Raw genomic sequence first — 17,841 nt, 5'->3', positions numbered from 1 at the left:
TTAGCCCCTGAAAAACATCTCTTGAAAACTACTGCAGTCGGACAGCCTTGGCTGGAGTTCGGCGCAAGTCGCACTTGCCGGGGGCAAACGCTCCTTGATCCTTTTTCCTACTTCGTTTGAGCCGTTTTCGCTACGTTTTAGAGATGCTTGGAAAATGCGGCAGTATCCGTTAAAGCCGAATGATGTTCAACACGTCGGCCGACAGGCTGACCTGTACACCGGAGCCCCACAGTGGATCGCGGCGCAAATCTTCGGAAACCTTGTAATGCCCGGCGATGGAGATCAGTTCAGCGCTCAATTGCTGACAGAAAATCCGCGCCTTGGTGTCGCCCTTGACACCAGCCAGTGCACGACCGCGCATCGGGCCGTATACATGGATGTTGCCATCGGCAAGAAGTTCCGCCCCCGGACTGACCGAGGAAACCACGACCAAATCGCCACCCTGGGCGTATATCTGTTGGCCACCACGTACTGGCGTGGTGATCACACGGGTCGGTTTGACGGTCGGCTCCGGCGGCTTTTCCGGCTTCTTTTTGACTTCCGGTTCCGGGGCTTCCAGCGGTCGTTCCCGGGCGCCGGACGGCGGCAGCACCGGGATGTCGATGGCGATGGCGGCGGCGATGTCTTCGATACGACTGGCGCGGATCGCCAGGGTGCGCAAGCCATGCTGGCGGCACACGCGCATCAGACCGGGCAGATCGACCGCGCCTTCGCCCGGCGGCAGTTTGTCCAGCGCCAGGACCAGCGGGGCATTGCTGAAGAAGTTCGGGGCCTGGGCGACTTTGGCGGCCAGTTGCCGATCGAGGCTGTCGAGGTCGTTACGGGACAACTCCAGCACCGTAATGGCCAGCATGCTGCCCTTCAACTGGAACACAGGATCTTGATCTGGCGATTCGTTTTGGCTCATATCGGCATACAACGGCTTGTCACTAAAAGTGCCGAGACTTATAACGAGAACGCCCGCGAGCCGCAAGCCGGGTCGAACAATGTAGAATGCGCGGCCACTGAATTTACGGAAGCTTTAATGGATCGCCCGCGTTTTCGAAGAGCCTTTCTTTCTCCCCGCTTCTGGCCGCTCTGGTGCGGTCTGGGGCTGTTGTGGCTGGTCGTGCAGTTGCCGTATGCGGTTTTACTGACGATCGGTCGTATTCTGGGCGCATTGATGTATCGCGTGGCCGGCGACCGGCGGCGCATCGCCAAGCGCAATCTTGAACTGTGCTTCCCGGAAAAATCCGCCGCCGAGCGCAAACGCCTGCTCAAGGAAAACTTCGCCTCCACCGGCATTGCGTTTTTTGAAATGGCGATGAGTTGGTGGTGGTCCCGTGAGCGTCTGGCGAAGCTGGCCCACGTCGAAGGGCTGGAGCATCTGCAACAGGCCCAGCGTGAAGGCAAAGGCGTGATCCTCATGGCCGCGCACTTCACCACCCTGGAAATCGGTGCGGCGCTGCTCGGTCAGCAGCACACCATCGACGGCATGTACCGCGAGCACAAGAACCCGTTGTTCGACTTCGTCCAGCGTCGTGGCCGCGAGCGGCACAACCTCGATTCGCTGGCGGTGGAGCGTGACGATGTGCGCGGCATGCTCAAGCTGCTGCGTTCGGGCCGGGCGATCTGGTACGCACCGGATCAGGACTACGGCGCCAAACAAAGCATCTTCGTGCCGTTGTTCGGCATTCAGGCGGCGACCGTGACCGCCACCACCAAGTTTGCCCGGTTGGGCAAGGCGCTGGTGGTGCCGTTCACTCAGGAACGTCTGGCCGACGGCAGCGGTTACAAACTGGTGATCCATCCGCCGCTGGAGGACTTCCCGGGTGAAACCGAGGAGGCCGACTGCATCCGCATCAACCAGTGGGTGGAAAGTGCATTGCGCGCCTGCCCTGAGCAATACTTGTGGGCGCATCGCCGGTTCAAGAGCCGTCCACCGGGCGAGCCGAAGCTTTACCCGAAACGGCGCGGCTGATTCACTTACCCTTTCAAGCACCATGGAGTGTTGCGATGAGCCCAGCTGAACCGGTCACAGGTTTGATTCTTTCCGGCGGCGGGGCTCGGGCGGCGTATCAGGTGGGGGTGCTGGCGGCGATTGCCGAATTGCTGCCACTGGGTGCGGACAATCCGTTTCCGGTGATCGTCGGCACCTCGGCCGGGGCGATCAACGCGGTCAGCCTGGCCAGTGGCGCCACCGATTTTCGCGCGGCGATCGAACGCCTGACGCTGTTCTGGCAGGGCTTTCGCAGCCATCGGGTGCTGCGCAGCGACTGGCCGGGGGTGATCCGTCAGGCCAGCCGCTTCGTCAGTCACAGCCTGCTGGGTATGGGCCGACACCTGCCGGTGGCGCTGCTCAACAGCTCGCCCTTACGCGATTTACTCAACGAAAAACTGCACATGCCCGGTATCGCCGAATCCATCGCGCGCAAGCAATTGCATGCGGTGGCGGTGACCGCGTTCGGTTATGAGTCGGGGCAAGCGGTCACGTTCTATCAGGGCGGCGGCAAGATCGATGCATGGTTGCGGCATCGCCGTATCGGTGTGCCGACGCAGTTGTCGGTGGACCACTTGCTGGCCAGTTCAGCAATCCCGCTGTTGTTCGCCCCGGTGAAAATCGGCGAGGAATATTTCGGTGACGGCGCAGTGCGGCAATCGGCGCCGATCAGCCCGGCGCTGCACCTGGGTGCGAGCCGGGTGCTGGTGGTGGGCGTCAGCGGCAACCCGCGCGGTTTCGATCCTCAGCAACCGCTGGAGCGCTCCTACACCGGTCAGCAGCCCACCCTGGCGCAGATCGGCGGGCACCTGCTCAACAGCACGTTCATCGACAGCCTGGAGAGCGACATCGAGTTGCTGCAGCGTCTGAACCAGTTCAGCCACCTGATGCCCGAGGGCGTGCCGACTCGGGAGCTGGGGGTGGCGCCGGTGGAGGTGCTGGTGATTGCGCCGAGTCAGCCGATCGATGAAATCGCGGCGCGGCATCGCCAGGAGTTGCCGGCGGCGTTGCGCCTGTTCCTGCGCGGCCCGGGTGCGACCAAGACCAGTGGGGCGGGGGTGTTGAGCTATCTGCTGTTCGAGGCGGGGTATTGCAGCGAGCTGATCGACCTGGGACGGCGCGATGCGTTGGCCAAGCGTGAAGAGTTGTGCCGGTTTCTGGGTATCAGCGAAGCGGTGGTGCCGGCCTGAGATTTGCGGTGCGGCCATTCGCGAGCAAGCCCGCTCCCACATGGGTTCTGTGTCGGTCACAAAACCAGTGTGGGAGCGGGCTTGCTCGCGAAGGCGTCCTTGCAGACGCCACTGATACCAGGATCAGAAGTGGAACTTCACCAGGAAGCTGGTCACGTTCTGATTGGTGGTAAAGCCACGGGAGTCTTCGATCCCGTACTTGTCTTTCCAGTAGTCGTACTCAACACCGACGTACAGCTGCTTCTCGCCAAAATGCAGGGCCTTGCCCAGGTCGTATTTGACCTGCGGGTTGAAGTGCAGGTTGGCGTGATACTCGCCCTTGTTGTTGACGTCGTTGTCGACCACCCAGTCCATGTAGCCGTCGATCAGCACGTTCGAGCTGCCGACCGGAATGGTGTAGGACCAGACCGGAGTGATCTGCCAGACGTTGTCACCCGGACGCGAGCTGTCGGTGTGGCGCTGGTAGAAGTTCAACTGGAAATAGTCGAAACCCGGGATCGCCAGATCGAAGCCAGGACCGATCAGGTACGACTCGACGTCGCCTTCACCGAACTCGTAAGTCATCGCCAGCAACACGTCCTTGATCGGGCCGAATTCGATCTTCTGGTCCAGGACTTTGCCCAGCGAGATGCGTGGCTGGAACTCACCGTAGTAGGTGTTGTTGCCGACGCCGCCATCTGGCTTGCCGTTGTAGAAGATCTTGTCGACGAACAGGAAGTTATCCCCGTATTTCCAGGCGTCGGCGTGTTCGAAGGTGACGGTCTGCTGGATCGCCGGGTTGACCTTGAAGTCTTTGCCGTAGAGGTAGGTCAGGCTGTTGTTCTGCCATTGCAGCAGGCCATCGGCCATGGCCTGACCCCCGGCCAACATCGATCCCGCGAGCATCAGGCTGGTGCACATACGTTTCATTCGGTTGCTCCCAAAGTAGGTGTTCCACGTTTATTTTTTTAAGATCGGCGCTCTGGTGTGGCGCCTTTTTTCGTTGCTGCAAAAGTCATCCGATCGGTCAGCTTCGCTGGTGATAGCAAGAGCTGGGCCAACGCTTTCAGAAAGCAAAAAAACGCCCGTTCGGCTGCTGAAAAACAGTCGATTGCGCGTGTTTTCGGGATGCCTCGGTACTGACCGGGGCCGGGATAAGTTGGCTTTTCGGTCAGGAATTAAATCCGGGCTTTTTTTTAGACCGAATTCAAGAGGCCGCGGAGAATACTGACTCCTCGGCCAGCTCTCAAGTGCCCCGCAACAGAGCACCGACGACAGGTATGGGGCACGGTTGCGGGCCATCTCAGAAGTGCACCTTCACCAGCAGGCTGGCGGTGTTCTGGTTGGTGTCGAGGTTATGGCTGCTTTCGACTCCGTACTTGTTCTTCCAGTAGCTGTATTCGGTGCCGACGTACAGCTGCTTCTGGCTCCAGCCCAGGGCTTTGCCCAGGTCGTATTTGATCTGCGGATTGATGTGCAGGTTGGCGTGGTAGGTGCCGCGCGAGTTCTGGTCGTTGTCGACGACCCAGTCCAGATAGCCGTCGATCAGCAGATCGGAATTGCCTACGGGAACGCTGTACGACCAGCCCGGGGTGATCTGCCACACACCGTCTCCAGGGCGCGGGCCTTCGGTGTGGCGGCGGAAGATGTTCAGGGTCACGTAGTTGAAGCCGGGCACCTTGAGATCGAAGCCGGGGCCGATCAGGTAGGCCTCGCTGTCGCCTTCGCCGTACTCGTAGGTCATCGCCAGCAGCACGTCCTTGATCGGGCCGAACTCGAGTTTCTGGTCGAAGATCTTGCCGAACGAGAAGCGCGGAGTGAATTCGCCGTAGTAGGTGTGCGGGCCTTTGTTGCGGTCGTCCTGGCCGTTGTAGAAGATCTTGTCGACGAACAGGAAGTTGTCGCCGTACTTCCACTTGTCGGCGTGCTCGAACGTCACCGTCTGCTGGATCGACGGGTTGATCGCGAAGTTCTTGCCGTACAGGTAGCTCAGGCTATTGGTCTGCCACAGCAGTAAATCGCCGGCCATGGCCTGACTCGCGGCCAGCAGGCCGCCACTCAACAGAACGTTGGTTTGCGTGCGAATCATCTGTTGCTCCCTCTTGTTTTTATTTTTAAGGCGCAGAGCTGTTTACCTGTCCCTGTGGGAGCGGGCTTGCTCGCGAAAGCGGTGTGTCATTCAACAGGGTTGGTGACTGACACGGCCTCTTCGCGAGCAAGCCCGCTCCCACAAGGTTTTGTGGTGACTTGGTTAATGCTGATGCGCGTGGCAGTCGTTGATCGCTGCGCGTTCGGCGCCGCCGAGGATGTTGAACAGCAGGTTCAGCGTCAGCGCGCTGAGCGTGGCCATGGCGATGCCGCTGTGGGTAATCGGGCTCATCCACATCGGCAGGTGCGCGAAGAACTCCGGACGCACCACCGGTATCAGGCCCATGCCGATGCTCACCGCCACCAACAGTTGGTTGCGACGGTCACCGATGTCGGCTTCCTGAAGGATCTTGATCCCGGTGGCTGCGACCATGCCGAACATCGCGATCGCCGCACCGCCCAACACCGCCGGTGGAATCGACGCCACCAGGAACGCCGCTTTCGGCAGCAGGCTCAGCACGATCAGCAGGCCACCGGCGACGATGGTCACCGAGCGGCAGCGCACGCCGGTCATCTGCACCAGGCCGATGTTCTGCGCGAACGAGGAGTGGGTGAAGGTGTTGAAGAACCCGGCAAAGAACGATGCAGCCGCGTCACACATCAAGCCGCGACGCAGCATGCGCGGGCAGACTTCCTGGCCGGTGATCTTGCCCAGCGCCAGGAACATTCCGGTGGACTCGACGAAGATGATCACTACCACCAGGCACATCGACAGGATCGGCGCGAGTTCGAATTTCGGCATGCCGAAGTGCAGCGGGGTGACGAACTGAACCCATGGCGCGCTGGCCATGCCGCTCAGGTCGACCATGCCGAGCGCGCCGCAAAGTACGTAGCCGAAACACATGCCGATCAGCACGGAAATATTCACCCAGAACCCGCGCATGAAGCGGTGGATCAGCAGAATGGTGGCCAGCACCAGGGCGGCGATGGCCAGATAAATCGGTGAACCGAATTGCGCCGCAGCGGCACCGCCACCGGCCCAATTCACGGCCACAGGGAACAGCGACAAACCGATCGAGGTGATGACTGTGCCGGTCACCAAAGGCGGGAAGAAGCGCACGACTTTGGACATGAACGGTGCGATGAGCATGCCGAAGAACCCGGCGGCGATGGTCGCGCCGAAGATCCCTTGCAGACCGATACCGGGCATGCCGGCCATGGCGACCATGCTGCCGACGGCGGCGAAACTGGCGCCCATCATCACCGGCATGCGGATGCCCATGGGGCCGATACCCAGCGACTGGACGATGGTGGCGATACCGGCGACCAGCAGGTCGGCGTTGATCAGGAAGGCGATTTCTTCACGACTCAGGCCAGCGGCCTGTCCGATGATCAACGGCACCGCGATGGCACCGCCGTACATCAGCAGAACATGTTGCAAACCGACCAGGATCAGTTGCAAAAGGGGCAAACGCTGAATGGCGGGTGCGTCGGGGATGCGCGCTTTGGACAGCTCGGACATGCAACACCTCGGATCTTTTTTATTCTTGTGATTGAACAGCTGCCGGGTGGCTCACAGCTGTCCTTTTGCATCATTGATATTTGTGGCTGCAGAGCTTGTTTGTGGCGAGGGAGCTTGCTCCCGCTGGACTGCGCAGCAGTCCCTGCTCTTCAGGCAAAGAGAGGGGCCGCTTCGCGACCCAGCGGGAGCAAGCTCCCTCGCCACAAAAGCCTGCTTTTACACAGGCTTTTGTCTGGCTCAGTTGGTCTGGGCTCCCTGCGCGATCCATGCACCGATCAGGTCACGTTCCTGCTGGGTCATCTGAGTGATGTTGCCCAGTGGCATGATCTGCGTGGTGATGGCTTGCGCCTGGATCCGCGCCGCGTTCTGGCGGATCTGCTCGGGGGTGTCGAACATCACACCGGCAGGTGCCGCGCTGAACAACGGGCTGGTCGGTTTGGCCGAATGGCAGACCGCGCAGCGTTCCTGGATCACGTTGTGCACCTTGTCGAAGGCCGGACCGGCGTTGGACGCTTGCGCCGGTGCCGCAGCAGGGGCTGCTGCTGGCGCTGCAGGTGCCGCCGCTTCAGCCGGTTTCGCGCCACCGCCCAGTGCCGTTTCCGGCAGTGGCTGGTACTCGATTTTCGCGGGTGCCTTGGCCACGTCCGGTGCGGTCGGCATCGGCGCAGGGCCGGTGACGTACGCCAGGGTGATCATGCCCACCGCTGCCACCGGCAGGGTCCAGGCAAACTTGTGGCTGTCGTGACGGGTGTTGAAGTAGTGACGCACCAACACCGCCAACACCGCAATCCCGGCCAGGATCAACCAGTTGTACTGGCTGCCGTAAGTGCTCGGGAAGTGGTTGCTGATCATGATGAACAGCACCGGCAGGGTGAAGTAGTTGTTGTGACGCGAACGCAGCAGGCCCTTGGCTGGCAGCGCCGGGTCCGGTGTGCGGTTCTCGGCGATGGCCGCGACCAGTGCACGTTGCGCCGGCATGATGATGCGGAACACGTTGCCGACCATGATGGTGCCGATGATCGCGCCGACGTGCAGGTACGCACCACGACCGCTGAACACTTTGCTGAAGCCATACGCCGCGCCGATGATCAGCACGAACAGGATGAAGCCCAGCAGAGCAGGTTTTTTGCCCAGTGGCGAATCGCAGAGGAAGTCGTAGACGAACCAGCCAGCGATCAGCGAACCGATGCCGATGGCCACGCCTTCAGGGCCGGTCAGGCCGCTGCCGGGTGCCACGAGGTAGAGCACGGGGTTGGAGTAGAACACCACGCACAGCAGCGCGATCCCCGACATCCAGGTGAAGTAGGCTTCCCATTTGAACCAGTGCAGGTTCTCCGGCATCGACGGTGGGGCCAGTTTGTATTTTTCCAGGTGATAGATACCGCCGCCGTGGATTGCCCACAGATCACCGGCAAGACCGGTTTTCGGGTTGACGCGGTTGAGGTTGTTCTCCAGCCAGACGAAGTAGAACGACGCGCCGATCCAGGCCACGCCAGTGATCATGTGAACCCAGCGCACGCTCAGGTTCAGCCATTCCAACAGATGTGCTTCCACAGTCTTTACCTCTCGCCTGTCACCCTTGTTGTCGGGTGATCAGACCTTCTCTTATTGGTGGGGGGCGAGGATCAAACGCTCATCCTCTTTGAAAAAATGCTCATCGCAGTTATTGCCTGTGCCACTGCGATCAACCACCAGGAAGTCATCCCGCTTTTCGATCGTCAGCACCGGGTGGTGCCAGACGCCGCGATGGTAATTGATGCCCTGCCTGCCGTTGGTGACGAAGGCGCGGACCAAGCCTGATACAGGTACATCGCCAAGTGGCGCGACCACGATCAGAAAGGGGTTGCCGAGCAGCGGAATGAAAGCCTGGCTGCCCAGCGGATGGCGTTCCAGCATGCTCACGGTCAGCGGCATGTCCTGCGCGTCCGCGCGGAAGATGCTGATGATCGCGTTGTCCTCAGGCGTAGCGGTTTCGACCGTCGCCAGTTTGTGGAAGCGCATGGTCGAACCGTTGTTGATCATGAAGTGGTCGCTGCCGTTGGTTTCGATCACGTCACCGAAGGGGGCGAAGGCTTCTTTGGTCAGCGGTTCAATCGTTAGTGTGCGCATGCTGTTCTTTTCCGAATTCTGTGTTGTTCAACTTGTCAGTGCGTCTTGCGCGATCCCTGTAGGAGCTGGCGAAGCCTGCGATCTTTTGATTTGGCTTTTAAGATCAAGATCAAAAGATCGCAGCCTGCGGCAGCTCCTACAGACTCAGCATTACTTCGCGACCTTGCCCAAAACGCGCAGGCGGCTCACACCACCGTCCGGGAACACGTTCAGACGGATGTGAGTGATCGGGCCCAGTGCCTTGATCTGCTCGACGAAGGTGTGTTCGGCGTGCATTTCCAACTTCTGGCTCGGCAGCAGTTCACGCCAGAACAGCGACTGGGTTTCGATCTGGCTGTCGGTGCCGCCCTTGACGAACGCGCCCTGGATCGAGCAGGAGTCCGGGTAGTTGCCCTTGAAGTGCAGGGTGTCGACGATGATTTTTTCGATCTCGCCCGGGTGGCCCAGCGCGACGATCACCCAGTCATTGCCCGGGGTACGACGACGTGCAGTTTCCCAGCCGTCGCCCATGTTGATGCCACGGCCCGGGTTGAGGATGTTGCTCATGCGGCCGAAGTGTTCGTCGGAGCAGGCGAGGGCGCGGCCACCGTTAAGGGCTGCTGCCAGGTCAACCTGTTCGTTGTCACCAACAGCCGACCAGTCGCGGAACGGAATGCCGTACACGCGCAGACGGGCGACACCGCCGTCCGGGTAGATGTTGAAGCGCAAGTGGCTGAACGCTTGGTCGTTGCTGATTTCGTGGTAGTGGTGGCTGTTGCCTTGCAGCTCGACGGCCGACAGCACTTCAGTCCACTGGGTGTTTTCGTCCGGCTCGCCCGAGGCCAGGAAGCACGCTTCCAGCGAGGCCGATGGCGGGAAGTTGCCGGTGAAGAATGAGGTGTCGATGTCCACGCCTTTGATCGAGCCCGGTACGCCCAGACGGATCACCGCGCTGTCGTAGCCTTCAAAGCGCTTGCGACGCGATTCCCAGCCGTCCATCCACTTGCCGTTGTCGTCGAACACACCCTCCTTCCACACGGCCGGGGTCGGCTGAAACAGACGATTGGCGTCTGCGAACCAGTCATCGGTGACCGAGATGATTTTGGTGCCCAGACGGGCATCGGCCAGGTTGACGAACTTCTCGAAAGGTACGGCGTAAGCTTTCATTCTTCTTGTCTGCCTTTAATAAGTTGGCTGGGGATGCTTGCGAGGCCCTGGGCATTCTCCGCGTCTGACATGCTCGGGCCAGGCTTGCTAAAGAGTCAGTAAACGGAACAGGGCGATCTTGTTGATCTCCGCCAGCGCGCATTTGAATTCGGTGTCGACCGAGTTGTGAATGCGCGTTTCGAACGCCGCGAGGATCTGATGCCGGTTGCTGCCTTTTACCGCCATGATGAAGGGAAACTTGAACTTGGCCTTGTAGGCGTCGTTCAGCTCGGTGAAGCGCTGGAACTCTTCGGCCGTGCATTGGTGAATACCGGCGCCAGCCTGTTCATTGGTGCTGGCTTCGGTCAATTGGCCCTGGACGGCGGCTTTGCCGGCCAGGTCCGGGTGAGCGTTGATCAGTGCCAGTTGACTGGTGTGATCGGCGCTCAACAGGATGTCGCTCATGCGCTGGTGCAGGGTTTCGATCTCGTCGATCGAAGCGTCCGCGCCCAGGTCGTAGGCCTTCTCGGCCACCCATGGCGAATGTTCGTAGATGTCGGCGAAGGCTTTGACGAAGGCGTCGCGGCTCAGGGTCGACGGTTGCAGGGTTTGAAAGCGGCTCATTTGGCGGCCCCTTGGTACGGGTGGGTTGCGTGCCAGTGGCGTGCGATGTCGACGCGACGGCTGAACCACACCTGTTCATGACTTTTAGCGTATTCGATGAAGCGCTTGAGCGAGGCCAGACGCGCCGGACGGCCGATCAGGCGGCAGTGCAGACCGATCGAAAGCATCTTCGGCGCTTCGGCGCCCTCGGCGTAGAGCACGTCGAATGCGTCTTTGAGGTATTCGAAGAAGTCGTCGCCCTTGTTGAAACCCTGAACTTGCGTGAAGCGCATGTCGTTGGTGTCGAGGGTGTACGGGATCACCAGGTGCGGCTTGCCGGTCGGGTTGTTCGGTTCCCAGTAGGGCAGGTCGTCGTCGTAGGTGTCACAGTCGTAGAGGAAACCACCTTCTTCCATCACCAGGCGACGGGTGTTCGGGCCAGTGCGGCCGGTGTACCAGCCCAGTGGGCGCTCGCCGGTGAGTTCGGTGAGGATGCGGATCGCTTCGAGCATGTGCTCGCGCTCCTGCGCCTCATCCATGTACTGGTAGTCGATCCAGCGGTAGCCGTGGCTGCAGATTTCGTGACCGGCTTCGACCATCGCGCGGATCACGTCCGGGTGGCGCTGGGCGGCCATGGCCACGGCGAAGATGGTCAGTGGAATGTCGAATTCCTTGAACAGTTTCAGGATCCGCCAGACGCCGGCGCGGCTGCCATACTCGTAAAGCGATTCCATGCTCATGTTGCGCGCGCCTTGCAGCGGCTGGGCAGCGACCATTTCCGAGAGGAAGGCTTCAGATTCTTTGTCGCCGTGAAGGATGTTGCGTTCGCCGCCTTCTTCGTAATTGAGCACGAACGACAGGGCGATGCGGGCATTGCCCGGCCAGTGTGGGTGAGGAGGGTTACTGCCGTAACCGATCAGGTCGCGTGGGTAGTCAGCGCTCACTGCAGTCTTCCTTCTTGTTCGTTGACAGGTTTGTGTAACGGCATGCACAGGCTGGCGTCACAGCGATGGGCTGATTGTATACAACTTTATTCTCAATTTGTAAGCCTGAATTTTCGCATTTTTAACCGACTGTCATCTTTTGCTGCTAATGGCGTAAACCTGCAAGAAACCTGCCTGATCAGTCAGCTAATGGCTGTGAGGTTCAATAGCCAGGCGCTTTAGGCGCAGATCCGCGGTAAACGCCCGAATGGCGGGGGTGATGCGAAAAATGTCGTTTTTATTGTGTACAATTTTTTTTAAAAGTGTCTTAATTAGTCGCTCGCCGCAACGTTTCGTGCTCCGAATCGGTGCGGTCTCCTTTTTACCTGACTTCGGGAGGCGCAAAGTCTGACTGCTCTTTGCGGCCAGGCGCGCAGAATCAATGGGACGTTTGACAACACACGTTTTGGACGCTGCACACGGTTGCCCGGGCAGCTCGATCAAGGTCGAGCTGTACCGCGTCGAAGGTTCGCACCTGGAATTGGTCGCCAGTGCGATAACCAACAGCGATGGCCGGGTCGATGCGCCGCTGCTGCAAGGCGATGACTACCGCACCGGGGTCTATCAGGTGCAGTTCCACGCTGGCGATTACTACCGCGCCCGTGGCGTTCAGTTGCCGGAACTGGCGTTCCTCGACGTGGTGGTGCTGCGTTTCGGCATCTCCGCCGAACAGGATCACTACCACGTGCCACTGCTGATTTCGCCTTACAGCTATTCCACCTATCGGGGCAGCTGACCCCCAAGCAGCTGCCCCCACCGGGAAGCGACTGCGCATATAGCTTCTTTGGTCTTTCGCCCGCTCACACTGCGGGCTTTTTTTCGCCTGGAGGAAAGTGTCGCCTGTTCTGACGCCTTCGCGAGCAAGCCCGCTCCCACGAGGGAATGCATTCCAAATGTGGGAGCGGGCTTGCTCGCGAAGCTTTGGTTGTTAGCGGCTCAACAGGGAAGCAGCCCCGGCACCACTGAACAACCCGGCACTTACCCGATTGAACCAGCTCTGTCCCTTGCCGCTACGCAGATACCGCGCCGCACCATGCGCGCCCAGCCCGTAAGCCAGTTTGCAGCACAGATCCAGCACCACCCACGTCGCAATCATGATCAGCAATTGCGGCAGGAACGGCTGTTGTGCGCTGAGGAACTGCGGCAGAAACGCGGCGAAGAATAGAATGTCTTTCGGATTGCTCGCGCCCAAGACAAACGCACGCCCGAACAGTGTGCGAAAGCGTGGCACTGGAGCGGCTTGTGGTACTTCGGCACCGACCGCTGGCTGACGCGATTGCTGCCAGCTCTGCCAGGCGAGATAGAACAGGTACAGCGCGCCGACGATCTTCAGGGCGCTGAACAGTTGTTCCGAGGCCAGCAGCAGGGCGCCGAGCCCCAGCGCCGAAGCACTGAGCAGGCAGATCGAGGCGATCACGCCGCCGAGAAATGCCGGGTAAGAGCGGCGCAAGCCGTAGTTCAGACTGTTGCTGATCATCAACAACGACAGCGGCCCCGGAATCAGGATCACCACCAATGCAGCGCCGCTGAACAGCAACCAGGTTTCCAGACTCATCACTTTGCTCCTTTTTTTGTTGTACTCAAGAATGTGCAAAAGCCCCACCCGCGAGGGTGAGGCTGGTTTGACGCTTGAACCGCGTGTCGCTTACAAGAAGATGAACTTGGCGATGAAGATCGCGCAGAGCACCCACAGGCTGACGGAAATTTCCTTGTACTTGCCAGTGCCGGCCTTCAGCGCCACGTAGGTGATGAAGCCCAGCGCAATGCCATCGGCGACCGAGAAGGTCAGCGGCATCATGATCGCGGTGACAATCGCCGGGATGGCGTCAGTGGCCTCATCCCATTCGATGTGCGCCATGCCGCCCATCATCAGCATCGCGACATAAATCAGCGCACCGGCGGTGGCGTAAGCCGGAATCATGCCGGCCAGTGGCGCGAAAAACATCGCGGCTATAAATAGCACACCCACGGTGACTGCGGTAAGACCAGTCCGACCACCAGCCGCTACGCCAGCGGCACTTTCCACATAGCTGGTGACGGGCGGAACGCCGACCACCGCGCCGAAGACGCTGGAGGCGCTGTCGGCTTTCATCGCGCGGGAGAGGTTTTCGATACGCCCGTCAGCGTTGACCAGATTCGCGCGCTGAGCCACGCCCATCAGGGTGCCGGCGGTGTCGAACATGTGTACGAAGAGGAAGGCCAGGACCACGCTGATCATGCTGACGTTGAACACACCGGCGATGTTCATGGCCATGAACGTAGGCGCCAGGCTCGGCGGGGTCGACATGATGCCCGAGTAGTGCACGATGCCCAGGCCCCAACCGGCGAGGGTCACGGTGATGATGCTGATGAGGATCGCGCCGAACACCTTGTGGTAGCTGAGGATCGCGATCATCAGGAAGCAGATCGCGGCGAGCAGCGGGCCGGGCTCGCGCAGGGAGCCGAGTTTGATCAGCGTGGCCGGGCTGTCGACGACGATACCGGCGGTCTTCAGGCCGATCAGCCCGAGGAACAGACCGACACCGGCGCCCATCGCAAAGCGCAGGCTGACCGGGATGCTGTTGAGCAGCCATTCGCGAATGCGCGAGAAGGTCAGGATCATGAACAGCACGCCGGAGACGAATACCGCACCGAGCGCGGTCTCCCAGTTGTAGCCCATGGTGCCGACCACGGTGTAAGTGAAGAATGCGTTGAGGCCCATGCCCGGCGCCAGGCCCACCGGCCAGTTGGCGTACAGACCCATCAGCAGGCAGCCGAGCGCGGCGGCGATGCAGGTGGCGACGAAGGCTGCACCGTGATCGATACCGGCATCGGCCATGATGTTCGGGTTGACGAAGATGATGTAGGCCATGGTGATGAAGGTTGTCAGACCGGCAATCAGCTCGGTCTTCACCGTGGTGCCATGCAAGCTGAGTTTGAAGATACGCTCCAGCACGCCTGTGCGTAAGGGCGGCGAGAGTTCCAGCGTCGATGCTTCGGATTTGCGGCTTTCCACAGCGAGTACTCCTCAAGAGTTTTATTGTTATTTCCAGGGCCGGACCCATGAGGGGTGGCAGCAGCCCTTTGAGGCATACGCGAATTTGTTGACCATGCGGTCAGGAACTCGCACGCAGTGGATTATGCTTTTGTGTACAAATAAAGCAAATATTGTTTTTGGTTTTGTTTACGAAAGGTCAGGCGATAGGGATATATCGTTTGTTCTGGCCCCTTCGGGAGCAAGCCCCCTCCCACAGTGGTTCTCCAGTGGACCTGAATCATGGGTAACCAGCAGGACCCTGTGGGAGGGGGCTTGCTCCCGAAGAGGCCAGCCCAGTCAATCGAGAGGTGACTGAGTGTTCCCAAGCGCCATATTCACCGCCAGCCAGCCATTCACCGCCGCCTCCCCAGCCTCGGCAAACACCCGCTCGAGCAACTTCACCTGCTCACGGCGCAACGCCTGCTCGAACTTCGCACCTTCCACGGTCAATTCCAGCAGACGCTTACGCTTGTCCGCCGCCGACGCCACGCTGTCCACCAGGTGCATTTCCTGCAGTTGGCGCAACGGCATGTTCAGCGCCTGTTTGCTTACGCCGAGCAATCCCAGCAACTCCTTCACACTCAAATTCGGATAACGCGCGATGAAAAACACAATCCGCTGATGCACCCGGGACAGACCGCGGCGCTCCAGCATTTCATCGGCCTTGGCGGTGAACGCCTGATAGCCGAAGAAAAACGCTTCCATCGCCTGTTGCTGGCTGGCGGGGCTTTTAAGGTCAAGCATGTTGACGTACTCGCTCAAGCTGTCGTAGTTTCGGTCAAGCAGTTTGACTCAAATCTCTCCAGCCTCGCTACCGGTGACTCCCATGGCTTTTTCCGAACGTGTCTCGCGCCTTAAAAGTTCTCTGATCCGTGAAATCCTCGCCGCCGCCCAGCGCCCGGAGGTGATGTCGTTCGCCGGTGGCCTGCCCGCCGAAGCCATGCTGCCGAAAGTCGAATGGTCCGAGATGCCGCTGGCGCTGGGTCAGTACGGCATGAGCGAGGGCGAACCGGCGTTGCGTGAAGCGCTGGCGGCGGAGGCGAGGGCGCTGGGCCTGGCGTGCGAGGCGAGTCAGGTGCTGGTGGTCAGCGGTTCCCAGCAGACCCTCGATCTGGCGGCCAAGTTGTACATCGACAAAGGCACCGAAATTCTTCTGGAGGCGCCGACCTACCTGGCCGCGCTACAGATCTTCCAGCTGTTCGGCGCCGAATGCCTGACCGTGCCGCAAGAATCCGATGGCCCCAATCTGGCTCAACTGCGCAGTCGACTTGAGCAACATCGCCCGGCGTTCATCTACCTGATCCCGACGTTCCAGAACCCCTCCGCCGTGCGCTACAGCGAAGCCAAGCGCGCCGCCGTCGCCGCGTTGCTGGATGAATTCGGCGTGACCCTGATCGAAGACGAGCCGTACCGCGAACTGACGTTCGACGGCGGCAGCGCCAAACCGATTGCCGGGCGCCTGCAGAAAGCCAGTTGGATCTACACCGGCACCGTGTCGAAAACCTTGCTGCCGGGTTTGCGCGTCGGCTACCTGATCGCCAGCCCGGACCTGTTCCCGCATTTGCTCAAGCTCAAACAGTCGGCGGATCTGCACACCAACCGCATCGGCCAGTGGCAGGCGCTGCAATGGATTGGTAGTGAAAAATATCAGCAGCACCTGAGCGAGTTGCGCGGTTTTTACCGGCAGCGCCGGGATGCTTTCCAGTCTGCGCTGGAAACGCATTTCTCTGATCTGGCGCACTGGAACATGCCGCAGGGCGGGCTGTTTTTCTGGCTGACGCTAAAGCAACCGCTGGATACGCGAACGCTGCTCAACGCCGCGCTGGCCAATGACGTGGCGTTCATGCCGGGCGAGCCGTTTTTTCCCGATCCGGATAAAAACCTTGGGCATCTGCGTTTGAATTTCAGCCACATTGATCCGGCGCGACTGGATGAAGGGCTTAAGCGATTGGCGACGGTGGTGAGGCAGGCGCAGATAGATAAAGCGGCCTGAAAAACGAATAAACCGGCTCTAGGGCCGGTTTATTTTTGTCTGGGATTTGCGTTGGCTGGGAGGGCCTCTTCGCGAGCAAGCCCGCTCCCACAATGGGCTGTGGCGTTCACAAAACCTGTGGGAGCGGGCTTGCTCGCGAAGGCGTCAGTGAAAGCACTCAATCAATATCAGACTGCAGCAAACCGCTTATCCAGATAATCAATGATTACCTTGGACTCATACATCCAGGTCGTCTGCCCATTCTCCTCAATGCGCAGGCACGGCACCTTGATCTTGCCACCCTGTTCCAGCAGCGTTTGGCGGTCATGCTCGTTGTTCTTCGCGTCCTTGAGCGCCACCGGCACGTTCAGGCGACGCAGGGTGCGGCGGGTTTTCACGCAGAACGGGCAGGCGTGGAACTGGTACAGCGTCAGGTCTTTGGCGGCCGAGTTGACCTGCGCCTGAACTTCGGCCGGACGCTGTTTCTTGCCCGGGCGGGTAATGAAGTCGATGAAGATGATCAGTTGGCCGAGGCCGACACGAAGCGCTTTGACGAACACGTTGAAAGCCTCACGGTGCAAAGAGAGAAGGGCGCGCAGCTTACCCGATTTTTTGCGGGCGAAAAAAAACCGGCGATGAATGCCGGTTTTCTTCGTACCGCGAATTACTTGATCAGGCTGAGAAATTCGCTGCGCGTCGCCGCGTTTTCGCGGAACTCACCGAGCATCACCGAAGTGATCATCGACGAATTCTGTTTCTCGACACCGCGCATCATCATGCACATGTGCTTGGCCTCGATCACCACGGCCACGCCCAGCGCGCCGGTGACTTGCTGCACCGCATCGGCGATCTGGCGGCTGAGGTTTTCCTGGATCTGCAGGCGGCGGGCGTACATGTCGACGATCCGCGCGACCTTCGACAGGCCCAGCACCTTGCCGCTCGGGATATACGCAACGTGCGCCTTGCCGATGAACGGCAGCAGGTGGTGTTCGCACAACGAGTACAGCTCGATGTCCTTGACCAGCACCATTTCGCTGTTGTCGGAGCTGAACAGGGCACCGTTGGTGACCTCTTCGAGCGTCTGTTCATAACCGCGGCAGAGGTACTGCATGGCTTTGGCGGCACGCTTTGGCGTGTCGAGCAGGCCCTCGCGGGACACGTCCTCGCCCAGTTGGCCGAGAATCGCGGTGTAATTCTGTTCCAGGGACATGAAACTACCTGTGGGGATTTTCGCAAAGGGCAAGGGTACGGTGGCGGACACGACCCTGCAAGTTCG

The 17,841-nt window shown here is 60.1% G+C and carries 18 protein-coding genes; 4 read left to right on the top strand and 14 right to left on the bottom strand.

Going from position 1 to position 17,841, the window contains the following annotated elements:
- Window positions 1–169: 169 nt before the first annotated feature.
- Entirely contained in the window at window positions 170–907 is a 738-nt protein-coding gene (minC, locus tag LCH64_RS12100) for a septum site-determining protein MinC (protein WP_045122352.1), read from the bottom strand.
- 117 nt (window positions 908–1,024) lie between these two features.
- Between minC and LCH64_RS12095 the strand changes: the two genes are divergently transcribed.
- Together LCH64_RS12095 and LCH64_RS12090 are read left to right on the top strand one after the other, a co-directional pair.
- Window positions 1,025–1,960: a lipid A biosynthesis lauroyl acyltransferase gene (locus tag LCH64_RS12095; RefSeq protein ID WP_103485989.1), complete on the top strand. Its 936-nt coding sequence runs from the start codon at window positions 1,025–1,027 to the stop codon at window positions 1,958–1,960.
- Window positions 1,961–1,995: 35 nt separating this feature from the next.
- On the top strand, window positions 1,996–3,168 hold the full coding sequence (locus LCH64_RS12090; protein WP_226500381.1) for a patatin-like phospholipase family protein: 1,173 nt from the start codon (window positions 1,996–1,998) through the stop codon (window positions 3,166–3,168).
- Window positions 3,169–3,291: 123 nt separating this feature from the next.
- Here the strand turns inward: LCH64_RS12090 and LCH64_RS12085 are convergent, their stop codons facing one another.
- The 8 genes from LCH64_RS12085 to puuE form a co-directional block, all read right to left on the bottom strand.
- A complete protein-coding gene (locus LCH64_RS12085; protein ID WP_226500380.1) occupies window positions 3,292–4,077 on the bottom strand; it encodes an outer membrane protein OmpK in 786 nt (261 codons plus the stop codon).
- 373 nt (window positions 4,078–4,450) lie between these two features.
- Entirely contained in the window at window positions 4,451–5,236 is a 786-nt protein-coding gene (locus LCH64_RS12080) for an outer membrane protein OmpK (RefSeq protein WP_226500379.1), read from the bottom strand.
- A gap of 162 nt (window positions 5,237–5,398) precedes the next feature.
- Entirely contained in the window at window positions 5,399–6,757 is a 1,359-nt protein-coding gene (locus LCH64_RS12075; RefSeq protein ID WP_201138330.1) for a nucleobase:cation symporter-2 family protein, read from the bottom strand.
- Between the two features lie 237 nt (window positions 6,758–6,994).
- Entirely contained in the window at window positions 6,995–8,311 is a 1,317-nt protein-coding gene (locus LCH64_RS12070; protein WP_201138329.1) for a urate hydroxylase PuuD, read from the bottom strand.
- Between the two features lie 51 nt (window positions 8,312–8,362).
- Window positions 8,363–8,866 (bottom strand): ureidoglycolate lyase, encoded by a 504-nt coding sequence (locus tag LCH64_RS12065; protein WP_226500378.1) that lies wholly within the window; start codon window positions 8,864–8,866, stop codon window positions 8,363–8,365.
- 150 nt (window positions 8,867–9,016) lie between these two features.
- Window positions 9,017–10,012 carry an allantoicase gene (alc, locus tag LCH64_RS12060; protein WP_226500377.1) on the bottom strand — a complete coding sequence of 332 codons (996 nt, stop codon included), beginning with the start codon at window positions 10,010–10,012 and terminating at the stop codon, window positions 9,017–9,019.
- 87 nt (window positions 10,013–10,099) lie between these two features.
- The gene (gene uraD / locus LCH64_RS12055; protein ID WP_003223167.1) at window positions 10,100–10,615 is read right to left on the bottom strand and encodes a 2-oxo-4-hydroxy-4-carboxy-5-ureidoimidazoline decarboxylase; all 516 of its coding nucleotides are present in this window, start codon (window positions 10,613–10,615) and stop codon (window positions 10,100–10,102) included.
- Window positions 10,612–11,538, bottom strand: a complete 927-nt coding sequence (puuE, locus tag LCH64_RS12050) for an allantoinase PuuE (protein WP_003223169.1) — start codon at window positions 11,536–11,538, stop codon at window positions 10,612–10,614. The genes uraD and puuE overlap by 4 nt, the downstream gene beginning before the upstream one ends.
- A 421-nt stretch (window positions 11,539–11,959) precedes the next feature.
- On the opposite strand from puuE, the gene uraH reads away from it, so the two are divergent.
- The gene (gene uraH, locus LCH64_RS12045) at window positions 11,960–12,313 is read left to right on the top strand and encodes a hydroxyisourate hydrolase (RefSeq protein ID WP_226500376.1); all 354 of its coding nucleotides are present in this window, start codon (window positions 11,960–11,962) and stop codon (window positions 12,311–12,313) included.
- Window positions 12,314–12,505: 192 nt separating this feature from the next.
- Here the strand turns inward: uraH and LCH64_RS12040 are convergent, their stop codons facing one another.
- The 3 genes from LCH64_RS12040 to LCH64_RS12030 form a co-directional block, all read right to left on the bottom strand.
- Window positions 12,506–13,132 carry a LysE family translocator gene (locus tag LCH64_RS12040; RefSeq protein WP_003223174.1) on the bottom strand — a complete coding sequence of 209 codons (627 nt, stop codon included), beginning with the start codon at window positions 13,130–13,132 and terminating at the stop codon, window positions 12,506–12,508.
- 90 nt (window positions 13,133–13,222) lie between these two features.
- Window positions 13,223–14,572, bottom strand: coding sequence for an NCS2 family permease (locus LCH64_RS12035; protein ID WP_003223176.1), 1,350 nt, complete (start codon window positions 14,570–14,572; stop codon window positions 13,223–13,225).
- A gap of 318 nt (window positions 14,573–14,890) precedes the next feature.
- Window positions 14,891–15,337 (bottom strand): MarR family transcriptional regulator, encoded by a 447-nt coding sequence (locus tag LCH64_RS12030; RefSeq protein WP_045122353.1) that lies wholly within the window; start codon window positions 15,335–15,337, stop codon window positions 14,891–14,893.
- 82 nt (window positions 15,338–15,419) lie between these two features.
- On the opposite strand from LCH64_RS12030, the gene LCH64_RS12025 reads away from it, so the two are divergent.
- Window positions 15,420–16,586, top strand: coding sequence for a PLP-dependent aminotransferase family protein (locus LCH64_RS12025; protein ID WP_226500375.1), 1,167 nt, complete (start codon window positions 15,420–15,422; stop codon window positions 16,584–16,586).
- A gap of 167 nt (window positions 16,587–16,753) precedes the next feature.
- Here LCH64_RS12025 and LCH64_RS12020 read toward each other — a convergent pair whose 3' ends face one another.
- On the bottom strand, window positions 16,754–17,125 hold the full coding sequence (locus LCH64_RS12020; protein ID WP_226500374.1) for a glutathione S-transferase N-terminal domain-containing protein: 372 nt from the start codon (window positions 17,123–17,125) through the stop codon (window positions 16,754–16,756).
- Window positions 17,126–17,229: 104 nt separating this feature from the next.
- The gene (folE, locus tag LCH64_RS12015; protein WP_003204506.1) at window positions 17,230–17,775 is read right to left on the bottom strand and encodes a GTP cyclohydrolase I FolE; all 546 of its coding nucleotides are present in this window, start codon (window positions 17,773–17,775) and stop codon (window positions 17,230–17,232) included.
- Window positions 17,776–17,841: the final 66 nt, after the last annotated feature.

The sequence above is a fragment of the Pseudomonas sp. MWU16-30322 genome (assembly GCF_020515535.1).
Taxonomy (GTDB): domain Bacteria; phylum Pseudomonadota; class Gammaproteobacteria; order Pseudomonadales; family Pseudomonadaceae; genus Aquipseudomonas; species Aquipseudomonas fluorescens_H.
The sequence above is the reverse complement of the archived record's forward strand: the minus strand, read 5'-3'. Positions and strand labels throughout refer to the sequence as shown.